Origin of the sequence: Oceanobacillus iheyensis HTE831 (assembly GCF_000011245.1) — a bacterium.
Classification (GTDB): Bacteria; Bacillota; Bacilli; order Bacillales; family Amphibacillaceae; genus Oceanobacillus; species Oceanobacillus iheyensis.
In genome coordinates this window covers 436660-461181 of the sequence record NC_004193.1, presented here as the reverse complement: position 1 = coordinate 461181, position 24522 = coordinate 436660, and the positions used below count along the sequence as shown (strand labels likewise).

The following is a 24522-nucleotide window of genomic DNA, read 5'->3' as shown; positions in this document are numbered from 1 at the left end:
CACTCATCCAGCTTATGAGTTACCTTTTCCGATTCATACTCCTGATTCCGGGCACTCATCCCATCGAGATTTTTCTGTCAAGAAGAATGTTCTATTATTTCAGGTGGTTTCACCCATTTTGATACTAATCCATGCTTTGGTGATAGAAGGAAACTCACCAAGAAAATAAGTCCTGTTGCAAAAGCCATTGATCCAGAAATCGATGTATCTAACCACGTTGCGATCCAATATCCAACGATAGCTGCTAATACACCAAAACTCCCACTCAACAGTAGCATAACAACCAGCTTATCTGTCCATAGATACGCCGCCGCTGCTGGAGTAATAAGCATCGCTACAACGAGTATCGCTCCCACCGCATCAAAAGAAGCTACAGTCGTTACGGAGACTAGTGTCATAAATACATAATGTAGCAGCAAAACTGGTATACCGATACTTGCAGCTAAAGCTGGATCAAAGGATGTTATTTTCCATTCCTTATAGAACGCTACAATAAAGAAAATAACAATCAATAATACGATTGCTAATAATGCTGTAGCCCGTGGAATCTCTCCGATTATCGGGAGACTTACAGTTGTAAACGGAATAAAGGTGATTTCACCCATTAATGCGTGTTTTACATCAAGATGAACATTCCCAACTGAAGTTGATATCAATATGACACCGATGGCAAATAACGTCGTAAATACAATCCCCATTGAGGCATCATGTTGTACTTTTAATGAATTTAACATCTGCACAAGAAATGCTGTTAATATTCCGGCTAAAATCCCTCCAACGAGCATCGCAGTTCCACTTAATTGTTGTGTAACCATATACGCTAATACAATTCCCAGTAGAACCGTATGACTTATTGCATCGGCCATCATCGCTTGCTTTCTTAAAATAAGAAATACGCCAATTAATCCACAGGAAAGTCCTACTAGTGCTGCAGTTAAAATAATCCAAGCTGTATATGTCATGATGCATCACCATCTTTTATAGCTAATAATTCACTAGAATTTCGTTGTTGTACTTTAAATTGGATATAACCAACGATAATACCTTTTTCTTTTCCAAATAATAATGAAATAATAAAAAATGCCGCCGAAGCCACAACGATAAATGGTCCAGTTGGCAGACCACTACCAGTTGAACTGATCCACGATCCAACCGCTCCTGATATTCCTCCAAATGTAGCAGAAAGCAGAATCATATTTCTAAAGGAATGTGTCCAATACCTCGCACTAACAGCTGGAATAATTAGCATCGCTGCCATTAGAATAACACCAACTGCCTGAATCCCGATGACAATCGTTGTTACGAGAATAAGTGTATAAAGTGCATTCATTCCACGTATAGACATCCCTATTCCTTTTGCAAATGAAGCATCAAATAAGTACAGCTTCCATTCTTTAAATCCAATAAATACAATAAATATAACAATCCCAGCAAGTACCATCATCGTCACTACATCAGAACGAACCATTGCAGCAGCCTGCCCGTAGATGAAACTATCTAATCCACTTTGATTCCCTCCTGCAGAACGGTTAGCAATAGATAACAGCATAACACCGACACCATAAAAAACAGAAAGAACCATGCCCATGGCTGTATCTTCAGTTATTCGGCTGGATCCTGTTATCCACTGGATTAAAAAGGCACCGAACAGCGCACTTGCAGCCGCTCCAATCACTAGCAATAATAAGTTTTTCTCACCAATGATAAAGAAGGCAATAACTACTCCAGGGAGGGCAGCATGAGAAAGTGCATCACTCATTAAATTTTGTTTTTTCCAATAAGCTAAGCAACCGATTACTCCTGCTGCTATACCTAAGATAGCCGTGCTAAGCAGTACCCACATTGTATTACTGTGAAGTAGTGTGGACCACATACTGATCTCCCTCTCCAATCCATTGCATATTGCCACCATATGTTTTCGCAATGTTTTCTTTCGTAAAAATGTCGTCTGTCTTTCCATACGCATAAACAGTACGATTTAAAAATAGTACATGATCAAAATATTCGGGTACTGTCTGTAAATCATGATGCACTACCATTACTGTTTTTCCTTGTTGTTTTAATTCCTGAAGAATTGCCATAATCGCTTTTTCTGTAGAAGCATCTACTCCAGCTAATGGTTCATCCATAAAGTATAAATCAGCATTTTGAACCAAAGCACGTGCTAAAAAGACACGCTGCTGTTGCCCTCCAGAAAGTTGACTGATTTGACGATGTGCATACGCACTCATCCCCATCTTATCCAATGCTTCCATAGCCTTCTCTTTGTCTTTTTTCGAAGGTGTTCGTAGCCAACCGATCTTGCCATAAAGTCCCATCGTCACTACATCTAAGGCGTCCGTCGGAAAATCCCAGTCAACCGAACCACGCTGCGGTACATATCCAATCTTTTTCTTCGCTTTCTTAAACGTCTGTCCCCAAAAGTTTACCTTACCCGTTAGTATTGGATGAAGTCCGAGCATCGTTTTAATTAACGTCGATTTCCCTGCGCCATTAGGACCAACAATTCCTGTTAGTGTGCCTTCTTGTACCTCAAACTGAACATTTTCTAATACTTTATTCTTTTGATAAGAAGCAGACAAATCATCTACATGTATAACAGATGACCCCACTTTAATCATCTCCTCTAGTTAATGCTTCATGAATGGTATCTATATTATGCTGATACATCCCAATATAAGTACCTTCATCTGTACCTTCTTCACCCATTGCGTCAGAGAATAATTCTCCACCAAGTTCTACATCTACACCATTGCTCGATGCACCTTCAATAACCGCATTGATAGAATCTTGATTCACGCTACTTTCAACAAAAATAGCCGGCACCTCATATTCCTCAATTAAACCAATCGTTTCATTAATATCGGAAACACCTATTTCTCCTTCTGTACTGAGTCCTTGTAACCCAACTACTTCCATATCATGTTGGTTCCCAAAATAACCAAATGCATCATGCGCAGTAACTAACACCCGTTGTTCTTCTGGTATTTCTGCTAATTTCTCCGCACTTTCTCGTAAGCTATCTAACTCTTCAAAATAGGCTTGTTTATTTGCTTCAAAATCATCTGCATGTTCTGGTGCATATTCTTTCAATTCTTCAACCGCTGCATTTAGAGCACTTTCCCAAAGATCTATATCAAACCATATATGTGGATCCACCGCTCCTTCTTCATCTTCCAATAATTGTTCTTCTGAAAGTGTATCTCCGATAGCTAAGACAGGTTTTTCCGTACCGATTGAATCAAACACATCGACCATATTCACTTCCAAATTTAATCCATTGTAAAAGATTACATCTGCGCTATCGACTTTTGAGATATCACTTTGAGTAGGATTGTATAAATGCGGATCCACCGAAGGTCCCATTAAACTCTCAACTTTTACATGTTCCCCACCAATCACAGATAAAGGTTCACCGATTTGTGCAATCGTCGTAACTACATTTATTTTTTCTTCTCCATTACTTGTATCCTCTTCGCTTGATCCACATGCTGCTAAAATCAGTAATCCAATTAACATTGCTAATCCCCATATGTTTTTCTTGAAGCTCTTCATTTTGTATTCTCCTTTCAATTTTGCCTTAGGTAAACTTTATTCGTTAATCCCTACTTTATGCTCGGTTTTTTATTTTGTCAAGTAATTTTTATAAAGGATACTTTTTTGCACTAAGGAAACTTTATCTGTAAAAAATAAGAGGGTGGTATATACTAAAGTTTTTTTCAAAAGACGAATGCTACTTCAAATAAGCAAAAGTTTGTATAAGCTTCAGTAAGAGTAAGTACTGGTGAGACTTTGATATGTAAGCCTACAGCCTCACCCCTTACCGTTACACAAACGTAGTACACTTCTGAATCCGGTTATGAAAACCAGCATTTGAATACATCTTTTGAGTAAATCCCTTGTACCAACCTCTACTTTTTCTTATTTATAGAATCATGGATAATCGTTAGCACGGTTTGTAATTTTTCAGCTTCAATCTGTCCTGGTGCTGAAGCTGTTTTCCCAGAAGCAAAAGTAATTGCTGAACCAAATACTTCACCAGATAAGCGACTAATCAATCCATCAGCTCCCATCGACATGGTGACGATCGGAATATGATTCAATTCTTTCACAAGTGATGTTGCAGAAAGTAAATTCAACACATCTTCATCGTTACGAGGCATTACTGCAATTTTTCCAATATCAGCCCCGTTATCAGCTGCTAATTTTAGACGTGCTATGATCTCATCACGTGGAGGTGTCTGATTAAAATCATGATTAGAAATAATTACCTTTTGGTCATGCAGATGAGCAAAAGAAACAAGTTCTTTTACTAAGTTCTTACCACGAAATAATTCAACATCAACCAAGTCGACTAGTTTTGATTCAATAACAAAACGATTAATTTCTTTATATTTTTCCAGCGTGACTTCCCTTCCACCGCCTTCTCCTTTTGTCCGAAAAGTAAATAATAACGGAAGGTGAGGGATTTCTTGATTTATTTTTTGCAGCATGTTTTTAACCGATATTTCATTTTCAATTTCTTGGAATAAATCTCCCCGCCATTCCACTAGGTCGACTTTTATGGTTTGCAGTAGATCTAACTCCTCACTTATTTCTTTCTTTGTAGCTCCCGTTATCGGAACACACACTTTCGGTTTCCCCTCACCGATATTGATATTCTTCACATGAACAACATTCTTCATTTACGCTCCACCCCTTTTATCACCATAGTATATCAAAAAATTCCGCTTGCCTATTGACTTTAATCATTTTTAGACTTATAGTTATACACATGAGTATATAACCGTATAACCATAACAGTGTAATAGGTGGTGAAAACATTGAACCAGTTTGATAGTGATAAACCAATATTTATTCAAGTTCGAGAAATGATTGAAGATCAAATTGTGAATGACCAGTTGAAAGAAGGAGATCAAGCTCCTTCAACCAATCAACTTGTCCAGTTTTACAAAATAAATCATGCGACTGTTTCGAAAGGAATCAATCAGCTAGTAGAAGAAGACATCTTATTTAAAAAACGAGGTGTAGGTATGTTTGTTATGGAAGGAGCCAAAGAAAAATTGATTCAAAAAAGGAAAGAATCTTTTATGGATAACTATGTTATCGGTCTCGTTCAAGAAGCGGAGAAGTTAAAAGTAACAGAGCAAGAAATTATTGATTTAATAAAACAGGCAAAAAGGAGGATTCAGCCATGAGTTATGAAATAAAAGTAAATGATTTAACTGTGTGGTATAAAGATTTTAAAGCGCTCGATCAAGTCAGTTTCACACTAAACGGAGGAAAGATTCATGGGTTGCTCGGAAGAAATGGGGCAGGAAAAACAACACTACTATCCATCCTTTCTAACTTTCGCAAAGCAAAGGAAGGTACGATAACCATTGATGGGGAAGATCCATTTGACCACCCACGTATCATGCAAGGTACCTCTTTTATCTATGATAAAGATCTAACCTATGAATACGATAAAGTAGGTGACATGTTAAAAGAACTCGCCGATTTCCGTCCAAACTTTGACGCAACCTACGCTAGTGAATTAGTAAAAAAGTTTAAGCTTCCATTAAAAAAGAAAGTTCATCAATTATCGAAGGGAAAGCAATCAGCACTGCAAGTAACCATTGGTTTAGCATCTCGTACTCCATTAACGATTTTCGATGAAGCATATTTAGGAATGGATGCTCCAACAAGAGAATTATTTTATAAAGAATTGTTAGCTGATCAAGAAAGACACCCTAGAACAATGATTGTATCCACACATCTAGTATCTGAGATGGATTACCTTTTTGACGAAGTTACCATCATTCATCAAGGGAAGATTCTCTTAAAAGACACGAACGAAAATGTTATTTCGAAAGGCTTTTCGATTACAGGAAATAAAGACAATGTAGAGGCATTTACAACTGGACTTGAGGTTTTAAATAGTCAAATTTTAGGTGGAACCAAATCAGTAATGGTATACGGAGAATTATCTGAACAGAAAAGAAGGCAAGCAAGAGATTTAGACTTGGATATTGGCCCACTTTCCCTACATGATTTATTTGTACATTTAACAAAGGAGGAAGATGAAGCATGAATACAAAAAAACTTGGACTAAGCATATTCAGAGAGCAATTCAAGTGGTCCTTATGGTACGCATTTACGATCCTTCTCATCTATGTGGCCGTATTATTATACCAAGTGTATGTAGAAGCAATAGAGTTTGTAGATTTTTCCATGTTTTCTAATGGATCGTCTTCTATATTTATGTTAGTAATTGGAATTCTATCCACTTATAGTTTTTTCGATTACTTTGCCAAACGCGGCATTACACGAAGAAACTTCTTCAAGGCAACCATTGGCGCTTCAGGGTTACTTGCTGTAGCAATTTCGCTAACCATATTTCTTATGAACGGATTGTTACACCTATTAGTTCAAACTACAGGATGGGATATTACATGGACAAATGAAGTATCTCCTGCAGGGTTCTTTTCCTTTATGGAAGTCTTTATTAGTTACGTTCTAATACACGTACTATACTACCTGATTGGTTGGATGATTGGTTTAGGATATTATCGATATGGCTGGATTATCGGTACGTTACCCTTTGTACCGATAGCAATCATATTTGTAAATATTACTGGTCTCTTGTGGGGACTATCTCACATTAATTTCTTCCCACATCTATCGTTAGAATCCTTTCCATTATCTATTGCTTTAAGTATAGTATTCGGAGGATTATTGTTATACGTCAATCATAGACTCATTAAAGATATAACAGTTGCAATGTAGCAGCGATAAAATGTGAGGTCTCCACACAAGGAAGAACACAAACGATGAAAAATAATTTCGAGTTTGTGTTTTTCCCGTCGGAGTCTCTCACATTTTACGCTTAATATTAAACAAATATATCATCCGGGCAAACCTATATCATTAAGTCAATTGTTGTTCAGCAAACTGTCGATACAATTGATGGGTTCCAATTAATTCTTGGTGGTTACCTTTTCCTGTTATTTGTCCATCTTCAATAAAAATAATCTGATCCGCATCCACGATCGTAGATAATCGGTGTGCGATAACCAATGTCGTTCTCCCCTCCATTAGGCGTTGCAATGCTTTTTGAACTACCTGTTCCGATTGACTATCCAGACTGGCTGTTGCTTCATCTAGAAGCAATAACTTTGGATTTCGTAAAAACGCTCTAGCTATATTAATCCGCTGTCGTTGACCACCAGATAATTTTGTTCCCCGCTCCCCTACTTCCGTATTTAAACCATTTGGGAGTTCTTTTATAAATTGGTCTGCATAAGCCATTTCCGCAACTTCCCACAGCTGATTATCACTTATTTCATCCGCATCTTGAAGCCCATACGTTAAGTTATCTCTAATTGTCCCTGACATCATCGAACTTTCTTGGGAAACATATCCTAACTGCGTACGCCAAGATAACATAGATACTTCATTTATTGGTTGACTTCCAATTAATATCTCACCTTTATCTGGTTGATAATATCGTTCAATGAGACCAAATACCGTCGTCTTTCCGCCACCACTTGGTCCAGCAAAAGCAATCATCTCCCCTGGGTTTGCTTGGAAAGAAATATTTTTTAGTACCTCTTCCCCATTTTCATAAGAAAAGGAAACGTCGCAAAACTGTAAAGCTTCTTTATCAATATTTTTATCAATTCCTTTATGAGTTTCTTCTATGTCTACATCAAGAATTTCAACAATTCTTCCGGTAGCACCTTTTGCTTTTTGTAATTCAGTAAAGAACATGGCAAACGTAGTTATTGGAAATGTGATTTGAAATAAATAGAGTAAGAAAGCGACTAAAGCGCCTGTCGTCATCGTACCTTCTTCTACACGAATTCCGCCATACCCTATAATAACTACAATGACGAGCATTACGACCATATACATAAACGGGCCGATGACAGAGAAGATTTTAGCTTCTCTTAATCCTGTACGTAACAAATTGCCAATACCCTTTAAACCTTTTTGTTTTTCTGATTCCTCAGCGGTAGATGATTTCATCAGCTTAATTTCACTAATCGTTTGTTGGATATCTCCTTGAAAAGAAGCCGTCTCATCTTGTAATTTTCGGGACACCTTTGACATACGTGTTCCTAAAGGAATCATTACAATTACTGTAACCGGTACAGCGACAAGCATCATTAAAGTCATGCGCCAATCCATTATCAATAAGATGGTAACTGCTCCAATAATAGATATTAATCCGGAGATAAATTGTGGAAAATGCTGCGATACCAAATCTTTTACAATACCTGTATCATTAATTACTCTACTAACGGATTCTCCGCTTGGTTGTTGGTCAAAATACCTGACAGGTAAACGAATCATTTTTTGCCATATAGACTCTCTTAAATAAGCCACTACTCGTTGTCCCACATAGGCTAATGCATAGGTCGAAAAACCATCAATCAGTGCATGTAATACAAATATACCTATAATAAGTAATATGAAGTTTAAGGTTAGTGAAGTTAGTGAAAATCCATCGACTAACTCTCTTGTTAATAGCGGTATAGTAAGCCCCACCAATGTCGTTATGATACTTCCAATTAACCCTAAAGCAAGAACAAACTTTGGGATATTCGCTGTTAAAATTAAAGATAAAAATGCCTTATTATTACGTTGACCTTTTTCCATTCCTTACTACTCCCTTCCAAAAATCGCTGTTTTCTGTCATATATGTTGTCATTATTCCATCTAACCATTGTACCTCCTCCTTTGTTAATGGGTTCGGAACTAACTTCTCCATTTCTAAGATAAACCGATCCAACTCTTCATCACTAATGTCCTCCGCTTTTTTTGATTTCAGTATATTTTCAAGCTCATGAAAGCCTTCCATTTTAAATATATCTAGCACATACGTAAAAAAACGTTGAAACAACTTCATTACTTCCGGGTCATCACTTGACCTGCCTACTAACCGCTTCGTTTCTTTATAAAATCGTAATATTTCTTTTTCCCATAGTAATTTCTCACTATCTGTTGCTCTAAATAATTGATCAATCGCTTGATCCGACAAAATACCTTTGGAAATTTCTTTCTGCTGTTTTTCAGTTTGCATACTCGCGAGTAAGCTTACTAACATATCCTTGTCAATTTGTTTTTCATCTTCAATAAGTTTTACGGTTCTTTTAATCATTTCCAAAGACACTTCAATTTTTTCTTTATCTTCTACTAATTTCGCTTCTTGTAACCTTAATGTTTCAATAAAACTTAAATCAACACTTGTTGACATTGTAATATCCTTAATTTCTTCTAGAGTAAAACCTAAAAATTTTAGTGTGACTATTTGATGTAGCTGAAGCAAATCTTCTTTTACATATCTACGATGTCCTGTATCCTTATCTCTTAGAGGATGTAATATCCCTTTTTCTTCATAATAATGCAACGTTCGTATCGATAACCCTGTATATTGAGCAAACTCACTTACGGAGAAGATATCTTTTGTCATGAATGATCCCCTTTCCTAAGAAAATCATATCACCTTACGTAACGTTAGGCGCAAGTTTTTTATTTGAGCTCATAAAAAAACTTTGCTTTTGCTCATGCAAGTATTTCTGCAAGGTAGAAAGACAATAAAATGTATTATAATATAAAAAATGATGCAACAAATGAAATCTGGTCTTTGATAGAATATATTTTTCTATAGAATTGCTGAAGGCAGGAAACAATAGTTATAAGCCCTTATCAGCCAGAGTTGGAACAATTGATTTGATAACAGTAATACACTATACTATGAATCAATTGAAAGGAGTCTTTCCGATGTTAAATACGAAACTAGAATCAGAGGCTTTTGCCCTTTTAAAAGATAAAATTCAACTTATTCAACAAAATGATCATGCTATATATTTGGTTGGACCAATCCAACTTCCCATAAATTTAGATGGAGAGACAACAGTGTTTCAATGGTATTGTTGGTTAAATTTTGATGAGATAACAGAAGACTATGAAAATATGATTGAAAAGTTATCCTCAGCAAACCTGGCTGAATATCAACAATCTAGTGTCTTGGTATATGGAGATTTTGCTCATGCAGAAGAAGCACTTATTCGTATGCATTCGATTTGCCACACTGGTGACATATTTGGTAGCAAACGTTGTGACTGTGGTTTTCAATTAAAGGAATCCATGAAGAAAATTAGAGAACATGGCACTGGAGCCTTATTCTATTTAGCAAATCACGAAGGACGTGGCATAGGATTATTCAGTAAAGCGATGGCCTATGTACTGCAAGAGAATGGCTATGACACCGTGGAGGCAAATGAAAGTCTTGGATACGTAAATGATGCTAGAGATTATGAAGATGCAATCTCCGTTTTACGTACACTTCGCAGCAAACCCGTTACCCTGATCACAAATAATCCTTTGAAAGTAGATGCGCTTGAAAATGCCGGACTACAGCTTTCTGGAAGAACCCCACTATGGGGAGATCGCTCAGAATATAACAAAAAATATCTAGACACGAAGGTGATAAAATCTGGTCACTTACGAGAGGATGGTAAATGCAGTAATGACTGATGATAAGCACTATATGAAACTTGCCATAGAGAACGCAAAAGCGATGAAAGGTCAAACAGACCCGAACCCTTTAGTCGGTGCAGTTATTGTTAATCATAATCGAATTGTCGGTGTTGGATCCCATCTCAAGGCCGGAGAGCCTCATGCGGAAATTCACGCTCTACAAATGGCGGGTGAAAATGCCAAAGGAGCAACAATCTATGTCACATTAGAGCCTTGTTCACATCAAGGACGAACAGGCCCCTGTGCACTTGCATTAGTTGAAGCAGGTGTAAGACGCGTTGTCATCGCAACGCTTGATCCCAACCCTTTGGTGGCAGGTAATGGTGTTAAAATACTAGAGGACGCTGGCATCGAAGTAGAAGTCGGTGTACTAGAAGATGAATCTATATCGATGAATGAAGTATTCAATAAATTTATTACTCATAAACAACCCTTTATTACAATGAAGGCAGCTTCTACATTAGATGGAAAAGTAGCGACAAAAACAAATCATAGTAAGTGGATTACGTCTGAAGCAGCACGTGAGGATGTTCACCACCTTAGAAATGAACATGCTGCTATATTAGTTGGCATTCAGACCATCATTCATGATGATCCAGCACTAACCACAAGAATACCGAATGGGCGAAATCCAATACGAATTGTACTTGATTCAAGCTTACGTATACCTCTTGATGCACAGATTATTCAAGACAAAAGAGCTCCTACTATGATATTTACCAAAGAAGAAGTAGATCAGAAAAAGAAAGATAAGTTAGAGTCGGTTGGAGTAGAGATAATTAATACTTCTGGCAAGGAACAGACAGACATACAGGATGTTGTTAATCACCTCGGGAATCAACAAATTTCCTCCTTATTACTAGAAGGTGGAGGAAATATCCACGCTTCTTTCTTAGCAGCTGGACTCGTTGATAAAGTAGTCCTTTACATGGCTCCAAAATTAAGCGGAGGAAAAAATGCTCCCACCTTCTTTGAAGGGGCAGGTATCGAACAGATGGATGATTCTATTGACTTACTCAACTTAAAGATAGATCAGATCGGACCTGATTTTAGATTTATCGGTTACCCGATTTTTAAAGAAATAAATGATTAGGAGTTCCATTGATGAAATTTGGTTTTGATATTGACGATACACTTATACGATTACGCGAACATGCTTTTCACATCTATCAAAGAAAGCTAAACCAACAAGTTGATATAGAAAAATTCCATCAACTTGAACGTGTAGAAATTCATGAATTATTTAGTCTAAATGAGCAGGAAGGTAAACAAATGTGGGAGGATTCTTTAGAAGAAATATACTTTACGGATTGTCCGATTTACCCTGGTGCATTAGAAACGGTTCTACAACTGGAAGAACTAGGTCATGAGATTTATTATATTACTGCTCGTCCTAAACTACATGGTGAGCAAACGAAAGCTTGGTTACGTCAAAATGAATTCCCTGTGTTAGATAGTCACTTTTTTTATGGAATGAAGGATAACGAGAAAATGGAGATTATTCAAGGTCTTGACTTAGACTACTATGTGGACGATAAACCCACTGTTTTAGATACCCTAACTAAAACGAATACCAAGCTTCTCATTAAAGACCAATCCTATAATCGAAATAAAAAAAGCTTCGCGCGTATCATTGATTGGCATGACTTTTTACAGAATAAATTGTAAAAATTAGATGGCGACCAAAGTATCTATTCAAAAGATAAAATCGAAATAAACATGAATAAAAACGCCCGTTACCACAAATTGGATACCGGGCGTTTTTGATATTCATTTATCATACATTTGCATTGGTCTGGCGAAGGCGAACAACGGCCATCATGATGATGGTAACGACTAGCGCTGGTACTACCCATCCTAAACCTTCATTGTAAAATGGAAGTACCGTATCAAACACATTAAGAATTGGTTGCATCCAAGCAAAGTTATCAATTCCTAAAGAATCACACAATGCTTTTAATCCATCAAAGATACTCAGTATAAAAGTAACTCCAATAGTTGGTATATACACCCATCGAGAGTGATAGAACAATGGTGATACAAATGTTAATAAAACTAGTACCATTGCTAACGGATATAAGAACATTAAAACTGGAATAGAGAATGTAATGATATTCGTCAATCCAAAATTAGCAATGATAAATGTTAATATAGAGAAGAAGAACACAAAAGGTTTGTATCCAATCTTCGGAAACAGTGTATAAAAATACTCCGCATTTGCTGTCACTAAACCAATCGCAGTAGTCAAACAGGCCAGTGAAATCAGCACTGCCATTAATAAACTTCCCAAAGTTCCAAAATAATGGCTCGCTGCACCACTTAATACAGGACCACCATTATCAAAAAATCCTAAAGTACCAACACTTGTTGCTCCTAAATACGAAATTCCAACATAGATTACTCCTAATAACATAATAGCAGTTATTCCTGTTTTCGCTGTAGCAACTAATATTTCCTGTTTCGATGTTACTCCTAATGCACGAATGGACTGAATAACGATGATTCCAAATACAAGTGCTGCCAATGCATCCATTGTATTATATCCCTCTAGGAAACCTTTAAAGAAACTAGATGATTGATACGCTTCTTGTGGTTCTTGAATGGATCCCATTGGGTTGAATAGTGACACAATCAGTAGTACTGCCAATAAGATAATTAACAGTGGTGCCAGGATTTTTCCAATATTATCAACAATTTTTGCTGGATATAATGAAAATAATAGGGTGATTAGGAAAAATACAATCGTAAAAATGAGTAACCCAGTTTGAAACGACTCTTCTTTAATAAACGGTCCAATACCCACTTCAAATGCTACAGTACCTGTTCTTGGTGCTGCAAAAAATGGTCCAATTGTAAGATAAAGTAATGCAGTAAATCCAACCCCATAAATTGGATGTACCCTGCTCGCTAACTCTTGTAGGTTTTTCTTTCCTGAATATCCCATAGCCAATATTCCAAGTAAAGGTAAGCCTACCCCAGTTGTTAAAAATCCAATAATAGCAGGGACAATGTTTTCTCCTGCTAGTTGTCCTAGTTGTGCTGGGAAAATCAGATTTCCCGCTCCAAAAAACAAAGCGAAAAGCATAAAAGCAATTGCTAAGTATTGTCTTACGTGTAATTTATTATCCATAGCTGTGATTCCCTCCAAAATAGCCGAAAAAGAGTTCTTTGAAATATCTGATTTTTTAGTTTAGAAGTACAACGGAAATAATCATACACCTTCCACTATATAAATGCAACATAATTTGACAAGTTTCTACAAATATTTTTATGGTAAAAAATTCTTTGTTTAAAGGTAGACAGATACAAGGATTGAAGTTAATATTTATAGTAATTTGAACATTCCAAAACAAAGGAGGATAACAACATGAAACAATCCAACCGATTAAAACAATTACCTCCACAATTTTTTGCATCTCTCGTACAAAAAGTAAATCAAGCCATTTCTGAAGGAAGAGATGTTATTAATTTAGGGCAAGGTAATCCAGACCAACCTACTCCAGCTCATATTATAAAAGCTCTACAGTCAGCTGTAGAAGATCCTATAACGCATAAGTATTCCCCTTTTCGCGGAACCGATGATTTTCGAAAAGCTGCTGCAACGTTTTACAAACGAGAATATCAAGTAGATTTAGATCCTGATACTGAAATCGCTGTCTTATTCGGAAGTAAAATTGGACTTGTAGAACTTCCATTAGCACTGATGAACCCTAATGAATGGATGATGCTCCCTAATCCAGGATACCCCGATTATTTGTCGAGCATACCATTAGCTGATATTCAATATGATACGATGCCTCTTTTAGAAGAAAATAATTTTTTACCAAATTATGAACAACTTACGTTAAGTCAAAAAGAACGGACTAAGTTATTGTATTTAAATTACCCAAATAATCCAACTGGAGCTACTGCAAATAATGCTTTCTTTAATGAAACGGTGGCACTTGGTAAAAATCATGATATTGGAATTGTTCATGATTTTGCTTATGGAGCAATCGGTTTCAACGAAGAAAAACCGATTAGTTTTCTACAAACAAAAGGGGCAAAAGAAGTAGGAATTGAGCTATATACGCTATCTAAAACGTATAATATGGCAGGTTGGCGCATCGGCTTTGCAGCTGGTAATAAAGAAATGATTGAAGCCATTAATATTTTACAAGATCATTTATTCGTCAGTGTCTTTCCTGCAATACAAAGAGCCGCTTCAGAAGCATTACTAAGTGATCAAAGCAGTGTACAAGATTTAGTTACCCTATATCAAAAACGAAGAGATGCATTAATTACTGAATGCAAACGAATCGGTTGGGATATAAATGCGCCACAAGGCTCTTTCTTTGCTTGGTTACCTGTACCAAATGGTTTCACTAGCGAAACTTTTGCTGATTATTTATTGAATGAAGTCGATGTAGCGGTAGCAGCTGGTAATGGATTTGGAACTTTCGGTGAAGGATACATACGCGTAGGATTGCTTGTCGATGAACAACGTATTGTAGAAGCAATCAAGCGGATAGAAGGATTAAAACTATTTTAAATCGACTTGAAAGGAAAGATTTACGTGAGTAAAGAGGATATACTTGAAATTGTTCATCAACTTAAAAAAGCACATCAATCCAAACAACCCATTCCTTTTATTCGAGATACGTTCAATTTAACAGAAGAGGAAGCTTATCACGTTCAGGAGTTATTTATTGAACATCAACTTGAAGAAAAAAATGTACATATTTCAGGATATAAAGTTAGTATGACAAGTAAAGAGACACAAGCAATAGCGAGTACACATGAACCAGCATATGGCACATTGCTATCGCATCATGTATTAACTTCAGAAAGCAAGCTATCCAAATCGGAACTTTTTCAGCCTCTACTTGAACCTGAAATAATCTTTATAGTAAACGAAGATTTAACACTAGACGCAGAAGAAACAGAGATTCTTCAGAAGACAAGTATTGCTGCTGGAATAGAGATTCCTGATGCGCGCTATATTGATTGGTTCCCAAACTTTTCTCTCATCGACTTACTAAGTGATAATACTGCAACTGGACGAGTAGTCGTTGCTGAATCGGCACCTATATTAACCTTAGAACAGTTAGGAAACATTTCGTTAGAACTATATTATAACGGAGAGAAGATCAAAGAAGCATTTTCTTCCGCTGTATTAGACAATCCAATTTATGCTTTACGCTGGTTAAGCCAAAAACTAGCGCTACATGGAACAACTCTAAAAAGAGGGATGATCATATCTTCTGGCACTTTTATTCCTCCAATTCCATTAGAGATTGGTCATTACGAAGCAGTATACTCCGGAGTCGGAAAAGCAGAAATAACGATCGTGAACTAAATAAATAAAACACCTCTAAGGATAGAGAGCATCTACCTTTAGGGGTGTTTTACTATACTTGGGCCGAACTTACGATTTATAATAACGATGTACGATAGCATTATTTGTACGCTGATCTTTTTCTTTCACTCGTTTTAATGTTGCAACAATAAGAAAGCTAACAATTACAAGTAATAACCAGGAACTAATCTTCCCTAAATGAACTAAACTCCACACATCCGTTTGATTTGGATATTCCCATGCACCGAAGTAGGTTGCTATATTCTCCGCAATCCATATAAAAAACCCAATCAAGATAAAGGAAAATACAATAGGCATACGATATTTAGATTTACCTACTTTATATACAACATACGACTTCCAAAAGACAATCACGACAAGTATAGATAACCCCCATCGAATATCTACCCAAAAATGATGTGTGAAAAAATTCAAGTAAATAGCGAATGCTAATGGCGCTACCATATAGGATGAAGGCCATCGCATTAACTGAATATCGAGTCTCCGCCATGCCTGACATAAATAACTAGCCACACTGGCATACATAAAACCACTATATAAAGGTACCCCCAAAACTTTCGAATACCCTTCCTCTGGGTAAGCCCAAGAGCCCATATGTACTTTAAATAGTTCTAAACAAAGGCCAATGATATGAAACAATGTAATGACTTTTAATTCATCCTTTGTTTCCAAACCTGATTTCAACATAAAGCCCTGCATGAGTATACAAATTATTAATAACCAATCATATCGTGGAAAAAAAGGCAACGGGATGATTTGCGTAATCGCTAGTGAAGCAAAAATAACCACGGGGAACAAACAAGATAAAGCTTGCTCCCTTCCAAAACGAATAAATTGTTTTAATGCCCTCACCTTCTCCCCCCTCTCATAACCTTATAAATCTTTAATCCTCAGCATCAGCTTTGTATTCTAATATATCTCCAGGCTGACAATCTAAAGCTTTACAAATCCCTTCCAATGTTGAAAAACGAATAGCCTTTGCTTTCCCATTTTTTAATATAGAAAGATTAGCCATTGTAATTCCTACCTGTTCTGATAGTTCTGTAACGCTCATTTTTCGTTTCGCAAGCATTACATCAATATTTATGATAATTGCCATGTTATTCACCTCAGACTGTTAGATCATTTTCGGATTTTATATCGTTCGCATTCTTAAATAGCTTTTGTAAAACCGCCGCAAAAACCGCGATTATCAATGAAGCAAAAGTAATCACTAAACCAATTAATATCAATCCTGGAGCATCATCCAATTCAGCTAATACGTAAAAAACCGGCAAGCTAATCACATACATTACACTGATCATCGTTGCGCAATACCGAATAATTTTTAAAGATTTTATTGATTGTTCAGAGAATGCTTTGTTCTGATCTATAAATTGTAATAACTTATATGCTTGAAGCAATGCGTAATAAAAAGGAATAGCTGTTAAATACAAATAAATTATAAACAAAGGAAGCAGATAAAAATATTCTCCATTACGTTCAGCTATCGATAAAACTTCAGGAAATAAAAATATACATAAAGCTAACACCGGAAGACCAATAAGAAATACGGCAATTTTTAATACTTGTGTTTCTCGTTTCATGAAATCACCTCATCAACCATTATTTATTATATATTAACATATTTTTATCGAATATCAATAAATAATTATCGAAAATATAACACCCCTGAATTCAAGGATGCTTTTTTAATCTTCATTCTTTACGAAAAACTGCAAGATAACTCATTGCTCTATCTAACGAAACAGATTCTCTATATTCGCCTTGCTCGTAATTCATTTCTCCACCTGGCTCACAATGGGTTACGTTAAATGGAATATCACTCATTAGCAGCTCTAAGTCAGCTGGAGAATAACATCTTAAAGATTGCGTGACTTTCTCGGTTTTCTTATCTTCCTTCCACCAAGAATCTATCATTCTACAATTTATTGCATCAAATTCATATTTCCTAAATAACCCCTTTTCTATCTGCATTGTCTTCCCAGAAACTTTTGCCCAATACCATGGCGTGTATATATCTATCAACACTGTTCCACCTGGCTTCAACCAGTGATAAATTCGTTTTAATAGAACCTGTTGCTCTTGATCGTCTCCTATTCCGAATCCATCCCAATAACATATCAAATCATACCGCTCAGTTAATTCTGCTTCATAAAAATCCCCGTGTATGATGGTAATTTTAGATTGTACGCCTTCTCGTTTAGCAAGTTGGTGTATAGTTTGAACAGCATTTTCCGCTAACTCTATCACAGTAACTTCATAGCCTAACTTTGCTGCAGCCACAGCGAAGTAGCCTCGTCCGCTACCCAATTCCAAGATTTTTTCACATGAGGAGGGCACATATTTTTTCAATTTATTCAGTAATTCTTGTTGGTATCCAAGTGCTTCTGTATCATTCACTTCCCACAAACTATATTGCTTTTCATAAAATTCTCTCACCCATTCCACAAAACATATCCCCTATCTACTAATATTGGAAAGGTCCGCTCTTCCCTTATAGAACTTCCATGCAGTTGTTACAAATAGCAATAGTATGATAGATACAGAAGCGAGTATATTATATTCCATCCCAATTAATTCAAACCACATTACAATGATTGGAAACATAACTACGATCGTTATTATCCACGGAATGATTAAAGCATAATACAATCCTAACCCATTATGTATCTTGAAAAGAGAAGTCCACTTTGATTCGTTCATACGGAATATCTTTTTCATTAGGTAGAATACAGAAAGAAGCATTGCCACGTAAAACAAACCAACAATGATACTGATGAGAACATATGAAAGTATCAACATTAATATTTCCATTACCACCCTATCCACCACCCATTTTTCAGAAAAATCTATTTATACTTTCATCATACCATTTACTGAGACAGAGACTAAAGTTTTTTATTAGGAGGTAAAAAATGAAGAGGCTGAGACAAAAGTATTTAATCAAAAGACAAATTCAAATGATTGGACTATAAAAAAACGCTTCAGAAATATACTGCGCTTATTCTAGCTTTCATTCGTCTTTTGACTAGCACTTTTTGTTATGTCTCAGCCTCTTCATTTTTATCTAAGAATTATTTATTCTTTTTTTACGATCCGCTATTGTTCGATAATGCTATTTTTATATGCGCTAAATGATGTTCTTCATGCCAAGCTAATTTTGCAACTTTTGAGGCAACTGATATTTCTCCATTTATTTGATGAACAAAAGATTGATCTAATTGCTCCTCGGTTAACCTATACCCTAAAGACACGATTCGTTCATTTATACCTTCCAACATTTTTATAGAAGTTTCTACAGGCAGGTTTGTATCCGGTTGAATAGCCCACTTTTCTTGATCAAAAGCAGGTACTGTTGGACTTTCATCCGTTAAAGCCAACTTCAAGCGCTGATACATATTCAACTGAGAATCAGCAATATGATGAACAAGTTGGCGAATGTCCCAGCTACCTTCACGATAAGTTTTACTTAATTCCTCATCATTTAATGAGTTAACTGTTTCTCCTAATCGATTCGTGTACGTTTCAATTTGCTTTAGCCATTCATGAATATCTTCGATTGTAACTTTCTCAGGTACTTGTAATTTGCCAATTGGGAATCTCACGTCCATGTTCAACCCTCTTTCCTTGATTATTTATTTCATTAGCATCGTTCTTGTATACCATATTCATAAATTAATATTCAAAGCGGAATACGATACGTTAAATCTCAATAGCAAAATAAAACCCTTCGATTGGTTAATTCTCCATTTGAAATGCTTCACTATAGATTTCACGCAACTTAGCTGCGTTATCGTCCCACTTCACTGGATTACCATTAACAATTTGACCTAATACATCCAGACATCTATGCCACCCTGCTGCGGTAGGAACTGCCCATGAATCATCATTAAATGTGTGAGTGAAAATCATTCGACACCCTTCATCCTCTTCCAGCAATGAAATATTTATCAGATCATCAACCTCACGAAAGCTAAATAAATATGGCTTTTCCATTTCTGTAATAATAGCATTATATGTCGTTCCTTCACCGTCATCAAAGTTTATCTCTCCACCAAGCCTAAGATCCATCTCTCCTGTTGCGAAAGGATACCATTGGGTGAAATAGTCAGAATTCGTAATGACATCGAAAACATCTTCTGGATTAAGAGAAAAAAAACGTTCAAATCTTAAAGCGTAATTTCCGTTAGTTTCATGTAATGTCCCATATTGATTCATCGCCTCATCCTCCTCTTTACTAATCGCTACTAACTAAAAAAACGTATTTATAGGATCAAAATATACGCACCATCCTATTTATTCTTATAATTCTATTGTAACAATATATATTTAAATTAAAAATGATATTAACAACGCTATAAAATATAAAAAATAGTGAATGAAAATATAGACATGGGTTTGATGTTGAAAAAATACTCGGGTCTAATCGGTATAGAGTTGCAAGGAGGATGATATTCACCGGTAATATGATACGAATCATAAAGATGACTGAAAAATTAAAAATAAAATATACACACGAAATAATCAAAAAGACGAATCTAATATCAAAAAATGAATTAAGACTCGTCTTTTTTATATTTAACAACTAGCAATCCTAAAAATTATTAGGTTTTAAGTGGCCTCTGTTTTTTTAATTCTTCTTTACAACAGGCTGATGCCAATTAAACCATTTGATTTTTTACTTTAAAAATTAAATTGGTGAGGAATGCATTACTCTAAACTCCAATGATTAAAACTTTATTTTATAGGTACTTGCTTTAACTTCCATATATCCGTTGCATAGGATTGAATGGTTTGATCACTTGAAAACTTTCCAGAATGAGCGATATTGGTTAGGCTCATGGACAGCCATTTATTTTTATTTCGATAAGCTCTCTCGACAAGCTCATGCGCTTCTAAATAAGGCTCGAAATCTTGCAATACAAAATAAGGATCATTATGCGAAAGAATATGGTAGTATATATCTTTGAATTCCATCTGATGAATACCGAAGTCACCATCATTTAGCTGATCTAATATCCTGCGAATACGTTCATCCTGATCATACAACGCCCTCGCGGAATAAGATCCATTTCGGTAATACTCGATTACTTCCTCAGCTGTTAACCCAAAAATAAACATATTGTCATTCCCGACTACATCACGTATCTCGATATTAGCCCCGTCCAAGGTTCCTAAGGTAATTGCTCCGTTCATCATTAACTTCATATTTCCAGTACCAGAGGCTTCTTTACTAGCAGTAGATATTTGTTGGCTAATATCAGCAGCAGGAATAATTTGTTCTGCTAATGATACTTGATAATTCTCTAAAAAAATTACTTTTAACTTCCCCTTTATATCTGGATCGTGATTAACAATAGATGCTACTGTATGAATCAGTTTAATTACCTCTTTTGCCATGTAATAGCTTGGCGCTGCTTTAGCAGCAAATATAAATGTCCGAGGTATAACATCTTGTTGAGGATTATCTTTTAATTCATTATATAAGTAAATAATATGAAAAACGTTTAATAATTGGCGCTTGTATTCATGGAGACGTTTGATATGAACATCAAAAATAGAGTGTGGATCAACCATTATACCCGTTCTTTGTTGAATAACCGAAGCTAGCTTTTGTTTATTCGTAAGTTTTACTTCTTTCAGCTTCTCGAGTACGGAGGAATCTTCTGCATATTTTAGTAAGCTGATTAATTTTTTTGGTCGTTTTATCCATTGACTACCAATCACGTCTGTAACTAAAGTAGACAATTCCGGGTTTACTTGCAGCAACCACCGTCGATGTGTAATTCCATTTGTTTTATTTGTGAATTTGTCTGGAAAGCGTTGATAGAAATACTTCATCTCTTGAGTTTTTAAAATCTCCGTATGAATTCGAGCAACCCCATTCACCCGATAACTTCCAACAATCGCTAAGTGAGCCATATGTACTGTATCATGAGCAATGATTGCCATATCAGCTATTTGATTACGAAGGTGTTTATAATCCAGCCATAATTCTTGGCAAAAGCGCTCATTAATTTCTTCTATTATCATGTAAATTCTCGGCATAAGTTGTTTAATAGTTGCTACAGGCCATTTTTCCAGTGCTTCACTTAAGGTTGTATGATTTGTGTATGCAAAAGTATTCGTAGTTACTTTCCATGCATTATCCCAGCTTAATCCTTCTTCATCTAGCAGTATTCGCATTAATTCTGGAATACCAAGACTTGGGTGCGTATCATTAATTTGAATGGATACTTTCTCATGTAAACGGTCGATAGAGATTTTGTGTGTTTGTTTATACTGCTGAACTATGGATTGAATACTAGCTGACACAAGAAAATATTGTTGCTTTAATCTTAATGATTTCCCTTCCTCACTTGAATCATCAGGATATAAAAAACCGCTAATTTGTTCTATCGTATGCTGATGTGCTAATTCCTTATAATACGTTGTGTTTTCTTCTAATGAACCTCCGATGTTATCTATCGCTTCCGCTGACCATAGCCTTAATGTGTTTACCGTCCCATTTTGATATCCGGAAATTGGAATATCATAAGGGATGGCTTTCACCTTATTCGTTTGATCATAGCTAAAAATTAAGTTTCCATCTTGATCTTCATGTATGTGCACATTCCCTTCAAAATGAATAACAACCGCATCCTCTTCTTTCCGATATTCCCAAGGGTACGGATAAGTTAGCCAATAGTCAGGGAGTTCTACTTGATTACCATGTATTATTCGTTGCTCAAATAAACCATACCGATAGCGAATCCCATAACCATGCCCAGGATATTGCAAGGAAGCTAGTGAATCTAGGAAACAAGCTGCCAGGCGACCTAATCCGCCATTACCTAACCCAGCATCGTGTTCTTGACTAAATACCTCTTCTTCATTAAATCCGAGTTCACGTATCGCTTCTTTTGCCTCGTCTAGCAAACCTAGATTCAGCAAATTACTTTCCATTAACCGACCAATTAAAAACTCCATGGATAAGTAATAGACTTGTTTATATTTCCCATAAGCATAGCCTTCCTGCGTCGCTTTCCAATTATCCTCCATGCTCTCATTTATGATAGAGGCTAATACTTCATATATATCTCTGGAACTAGCACCTTCTATCGTTAATCCTTTTTGATGCGCTAATTCTTGTGAAATTCGATTCACTAATTTTTTCTTTCTCAACTTCAAATCAGACCCGCTCCCTATTTATAAGATACAGATGAAGCATCGAGCTGTTGATATACGTCTGCATATGCAGACGCGGAATCCTTCCAACTAAATTTACTTTTATTTACATTCTTTATTAATACTGACCAAAGTGAAGGTTGTTGATAAATCTCCAGAGAGTACTTCAGTACATGTAAAAGTTCATGTGCATTATAATTGGCAAATCGAAAGCCATTTCCTTCTCCTGTAATTTCATTAAAAGCAATTATCGTATCTTTTAATCCTCCTGTCTCACGGACAATAGGTACGGTTTTATATTGTAAAGCAATTAATTGAGATAACCCACATGGCTCAAACTTCGATGGCATCAGGAGAAAATCGGCACTTGCATATAATCTCCTAGCTAATGATTCATTAAAATGCAGGTGGGTAATCATTTTATCTGGGTAACGGTATTCGATGTCTTTGAAATAGTATTCAAATTCCTGTTCTCCATTTCCAAGAACAATCAATTGAATATCCTCTTGTAAAAATTCCTCTAAAATTCGTTGAACAAGATGAATTCCTTTCTGTTCTACTAGTCTAGTAACCATAATATAAAGAGGTACTCCATCTTTAAGATTCAAACCTATTTCTTCATAGAGTAACTTACGATTCTCTATTTTTTTCGACCGTGCAGAACGGTAGTTAACTGGTAAAGATTTATCTATAGCAGGATTATAATCTTTTAAATCAATCCCATTTAGCACTCCTATCAAGTCTTCTCGCCGATTCCAAAGCATCTCTTCCAGTCCGGCACCGTAATAAGGTGTTAGTATTTCTTCTGCATAGGTTGGACTTACTGTCGTTATTTTATCGGCATGAAAAATGCCTGATTTCAAACTATTAATCATTTGATTCCATTCCATGCCTGCTAAATGTTCTCTGCCTAATTGAAAAAAATCATCAAATGTCGTTAAAGGCATTGTCCCTTGGTAATATATATTATGAATGGTAAAAACGGTAATCAATTCTTCAATAGGTTGATAGATTTTAGCTAGTGCAACAGCTATCCCTGTTTGCCAATCATGGGCATGTAATACACTTGGTATAAAATCGATATATTCTAAAGAAGCTATAATAGCCTGACTAAAAAATACAAATCGTTCTCCATCATCGTAATAGCCGTATATTCCTTTTCTAGTAAAATAATAATCGTTTCCGATGAAATAATACGTGACGTCATTATAACGATAACGATATAGCTCTGCAGTTTGTTCTCTCCACCCTAATGAGACCGTAAAAGCGCACACAAATTCAAATTGATCCTTCCAAGAACGATCAATTTCATCATATAAAGGTAACATCACTCTTACTTCCATTCCTCCATGTTCCTGAAGAGCTTGTGGCAACGATCCAGATACATCCGCAAGTCCGCCTGTCTTAATAAATGGTGTACATTCTGAGGTGACAAATAAAATGTTTTTCATCTTCTCACCTTCCTA

Annotated in this window: 25 protein-coding genes; 8 read left to right on the top strand and 17 right to left on the bottom strand. The window is 36.0% G+C overall.

Annotated features, from left to right (window positions below):
- Nucleotides 1-77 precede the first annotated feature (77 nt).
- The 5 genes from OB_RS02390 to aroD all read right to left on the bottom strand — a co-directional run bounded on the left by OB_RS02390 (nucleotide 78) and on the right by aroD (nucleotide 4685).
- A complete protein-coding gene (locus OB_RS02390) occupies nucleotides 78-962 on the bottom strand; it encodes a metal ABC transporter permease (protein WP_011064840.1) in 885 nt (294 codons plus the stop codon).
- A complete protein-coding gene (locus OB_RS02385) occupies nucleotides 959-1873 on the bottom strand; it encodes a metal ABC transporter permease (protein ID WP_011064839.1) in 915 nt (304 codons plus the stop codon). The genes OB_RS02390 and OB_RS02385 overlap by 4 nt, the downstream gene beginning before the upstream one ends.
- The gene (locus OB_RS02380; protein WP_041544080.1) at nucleotides 1848-2621 is read right to left on the bottom strand and encodes a metal ABC transporter ATP-binding protein; all 774 of its coding nucleotides are present in this window, start codon (nucleotides 2619-2621) and stop codon (nucleotides 1848-1850) included. Before OB_RS02380 ends, OB_RS02385 begins: the two co-directional genes overlap by 26 nt.
- Complete coding sequence (locus tag OB_RS02375) at nucleotides 2614-3555, bottom strand: metal ABC transporter solute-binding protein, Zn/Mn family (RefSeq protein WP_011064837.1); 942 nt, start codon at nucleotides 3553-3555, stop codon at nucleotides 2614-2616. The genes OB_RS02380 and OB_RS02375 overlap by 8 nt, the downstream gene beginning before the upstream one ends.
- Nucleotides 3556-3911: 356 nt before the next feature.
- On the bottom strand, nucleotides 3912-4685 hold the full coding sequence (gene aroD, locus OB_RS02370) for a type I 3-dehydroquinate dehydratase (RefSeq protein ID WP_011064836.1): 774 nt from the start codon (nucleotides 4683-4685) through the stop codon (nucleotides 3912-3914).
- 186 nt (nucleotides 4686-4871) lie between these two features.
- Between aroD and OB_RS02365 the strand changes: the two genes are divergently transcribed.
- From OB_RS02365 to OB_RS02355, 3 genes are read left to right on the top strand one after another with little or no spacing between them, the layout of a single operon-like run.
- The gene (locus tag OB_RS02365; RefSeq protein WP_081427534.1) at nucleotides 4872-5198 is read left to right on the top strand and encodes a GntR family transcriptional regulator; all 327 of its coding nucleotides are present in this window, start codon (nucleotides 4872-4874) and stop codon (nucleotides 5196-5198) included.
- Entirely contained in the window at nucleotides 5195-6073 is an 879-nt protein-coding gene (locus OB_RS02360; protein WP_011064834.1) for an ATP-binding cassette domain-containing protein, read from the top strand. The genes OB_RS02365 and OB_RS02360 overlap by 4 nt, the downstream gene beginning before the upstream one ends.
- Entirely contained in the window at nucleotides 6070-6768 is a 699-nt protein-coding gene (locus OB_RS02355) for a hypothetical protein (RefSeq protein ID WP_011064833.1), read from the top strand. Before OB_RS02360 ends, OB_RS02355 begins: the two co-directional genes overlap by 4 nt.
- Nucleotides 6769-6909: 141 nt before the next feature.
- Here OB_RS02355 and OB_RS02350 read toward each other — a convergent pair whose 3' ends face one another.
- Together OB_RS02350 and OB_RS02345 are read right to left on the bottom strand one after the other, a co-directional pair.
- A complete protein-coding gene (locus OB_RS02350) occupies nucleotides 6910-8643 on the bottom strand; it encodes an ABC transporter ATP-binding protein (protein WP_011064832.1) in 1734 nt (577 codons plus the stop codon).
- Nucleotides 8624-9457 carry a MerR family transcriptional regulator gene (locus OB_RS02345; protein ID WP_011064831.1) on the bottom strand — a complete coding sequence of 278 codons (834 nt, stop codon included), beginning with the start codon at nucleotides 9455-9457 and terminating at the stop codon, nucleotides 8624-8626. Before OB_RS02345 ends, OB_RS02350 begins: the two co-directional genes overlap by 20 nt.
- 311 nt (nucleotides 9458-9768) lie before the next feature.
- Here OB_RS02345 and OB_RS02340 point away from each other — a divergent pair, with 311 nt between their 5' ends.
- Genes OB_RS02340 through OB_RS02330 form a run of 3 tightly spaced genes read left to right on the top strand, consistent with a single transcriptional unit; the run spans nucleotide 9769 to nucleotide 12195 of the window.
- The gene (locus tag OB_RS02340; protein WP_011064830.1) at nucleotides 9769-10524 is read left to right on the top strand and encodes a GTP cyclohydrolase II; all 756 of its coding nucleotides are present in this window, start codon (nucleotides 9769-9771) and stop codon (nucleotides 10522-10524) included.
- Nucleotides 10517-11620, top strand: a complete 1104-nt coding sequence (gene ribD / locus OB_RS02335) for a bifunctional diaminohydroxyphosphoribosylaminopyrimidine deaminase/5-amino-6-(5-phosphoribosylamino)uracil reductase RibD (RefSeq protein WP_011064829.1) — start codon at nucleotides 10517-10519, stop codon at nucleotides 11618-11620. Before OB_RS02340 ends, ribD begins: the two co-directional genes overlap by 8 nt.
- A gap of 11 nt (nucleotides 11621-11631) precedes the next feature.
- Nucleotides 11632-12195 carry a 5' nucleotidase, NT5C type gene (locus OB_RS02330; RefSeq protein WP_041544079.1) on the top strand — a complete coding sequence of 188 codons (564 nt, stop codon included), beginning with the start codon at nucleotides 11632-11634 and terminating at the stop codon, nucleotides 12193-12195.
- 109 nt (nucleotides 12196-12304) lie between these two features.
- Here the strand turns inward: OB_RS02330 and brnQ are convergent, their stop codons facing one another.
- The gene (gene brnQ / locus OB_RS02325) at nucleotides 12305-13657 is read right to left on the bottom strand and encodes a branched-chain amino acid transport system II carrier protein (protein ID WP_011064827.1); all 1353 of its coding nucleotides are present in this window, start codon (nucleotides 13655-13657) and stop codon (nucleotides 12305-12307) included.
- Nucleotides 13658-13894: 237 nt separating this feature from the next.
- Between brnQ and OB_RS02320 the strand changes: the two genes are divergently transcribed.
- Together OB_RS02320 and OB_RS02315 are read left to right on the top strand one after the other, a co-directional pair.
- Nucleotides 13895-15058 (top strand): pyridoxal phosphate-dependent aminotransferase, encoded by a 1164-nt coding sequence (locus OB_RS02320; protein ID WP_011064826.1) that lies wholly within the window; start codon nucleotides 13895-13897, stop codon nucleotides 15056-15058.
- A 24-nt stretch (nucleotides 15059-15082) separates the two neighbouring features.
- Complete coding sequence (locus tag OB_RS02315) at nucleotides 15083-15865, top strand: 2-keto-4-pentenoate hydratase (protein ID WP_011064825.1); 783 nt, start codon at nucleotides 15083-15085, stop codon at nucleotides 15863-15865.
- Nucleotides 15866-15934: 69 nt separating this feature from the next.
- Here the strand turns inward: OB_RS02315 and OB_RS02310 are convergent, their stop codons facing one another.
- From OB_RS02310 to OB_RS02270, 9 genes are all read right to left on the bottom strand, one after another.
- A complete protein-coding gene (locus OB_RS02310; protein WP_011064824.1) occupies nucleotides 15935-16738 on the bottom strand; it encodes a DUF817 domain-containing protein in 804 nt (267 codons plus the stop codon).
- Nucleotides 16739-16769: 31 nt separating this feature from the next.
- On the bottom strand, nucleotides 16770-16985 hold the full coding sequence (locus OB_RS02305; protein WP_011064823.1) for a helix-turn-helix domain-containing protein: 216 nt from the start codon (nucleotides 16983-16985) through the stop codon (nucleotides 16770-16772).
- Nucleotides 16986-16995: 10 nt separating this feature from the next.
- Nucleotides 16996-17472, bottom strand: a complete 477-nt coding sequence (locus OB_RS02300; RefSeq protein ID WP_011064822.1) for a DUF2975 domain-containing protein — start codon at nucleotides 17470-17472, stop codon at nucleotides 16996-16998.
- 112 nt (nucleotides 17473-17584) lie between these two features.
- Entirely contained in the window at nucleotides 17585-18337 is a 753-nt protein-coding gene (locus OB_RS02295; protein WP_011064821.1) for an SAM-dependent methyltransferase, read from the bottom strand.
- Between the two features lie 12 nt (nucleotides 18338-18349).
- Nucleotides 18350-18703 (bottom strand): hypothetical protein, encoded by a 354-nt coding sequence (locus tag OB_RS02290; RefSeq protein WP_011064820.1) that lies wholly within the window; start codon nucleotides 18701-18703, stop codon nucleotides 18350-18352.
- 275 nt (nucleotides 18704-18978) lie between these two features.
- The gene (locus OB_RS02285) at nucleotides 18979-19500 is read right to left on the bottom strand and encodes a YfiT family bacillithiol transferase (RefSeq protein ID WP_011064819.1); all 522 of its coding nucleotides are present in this window, start codon (nucleotides 19498-19500) and stop codon (nucleotides 18979-18981) included.
- Between the two features lie 127 nt (nucleotides 19501-19627).
- Nucleotides 19628-20107 (bottom strand): SRPBCC family protein, encoded by a 480-nt coding sequence (locus OB_RS02280; protein WP_011064818.1) that lies wholly within the window; start codon nucleotides 20105-20107, stop codon nucleotides 19628-19630.
- Between the two features lie 519 nt (nucleotides 20108-20626).
- The gene (locus OB_RS02275; protein ID WP_011064816.1) at nucleotides 20627-23059 is read right to left on the bottom strand and encodes a glycogen/starch/alpha-glucan phosphorylase; all 2433 of its coding nucleotides are present in this window, start codon (nucleotides 23057-23059) and stop codon (nucleotides 20627-20629) included.
- A gap of 14 nt (nucleotides 23060-23073) precedes the next feature.
- Nucleotides 23074-24507, bottom strand: a complete 1434-nt coding sequence (locus tag OB_RS02270) for a glycogen synthase (protein ID WP_011064815.1) — start codon at nucleotides 24505-24507, stop codon at nucleotides 23074-23076.
- Nucleotides 24508-24522 lie beyond the last annotated feature (15 nt).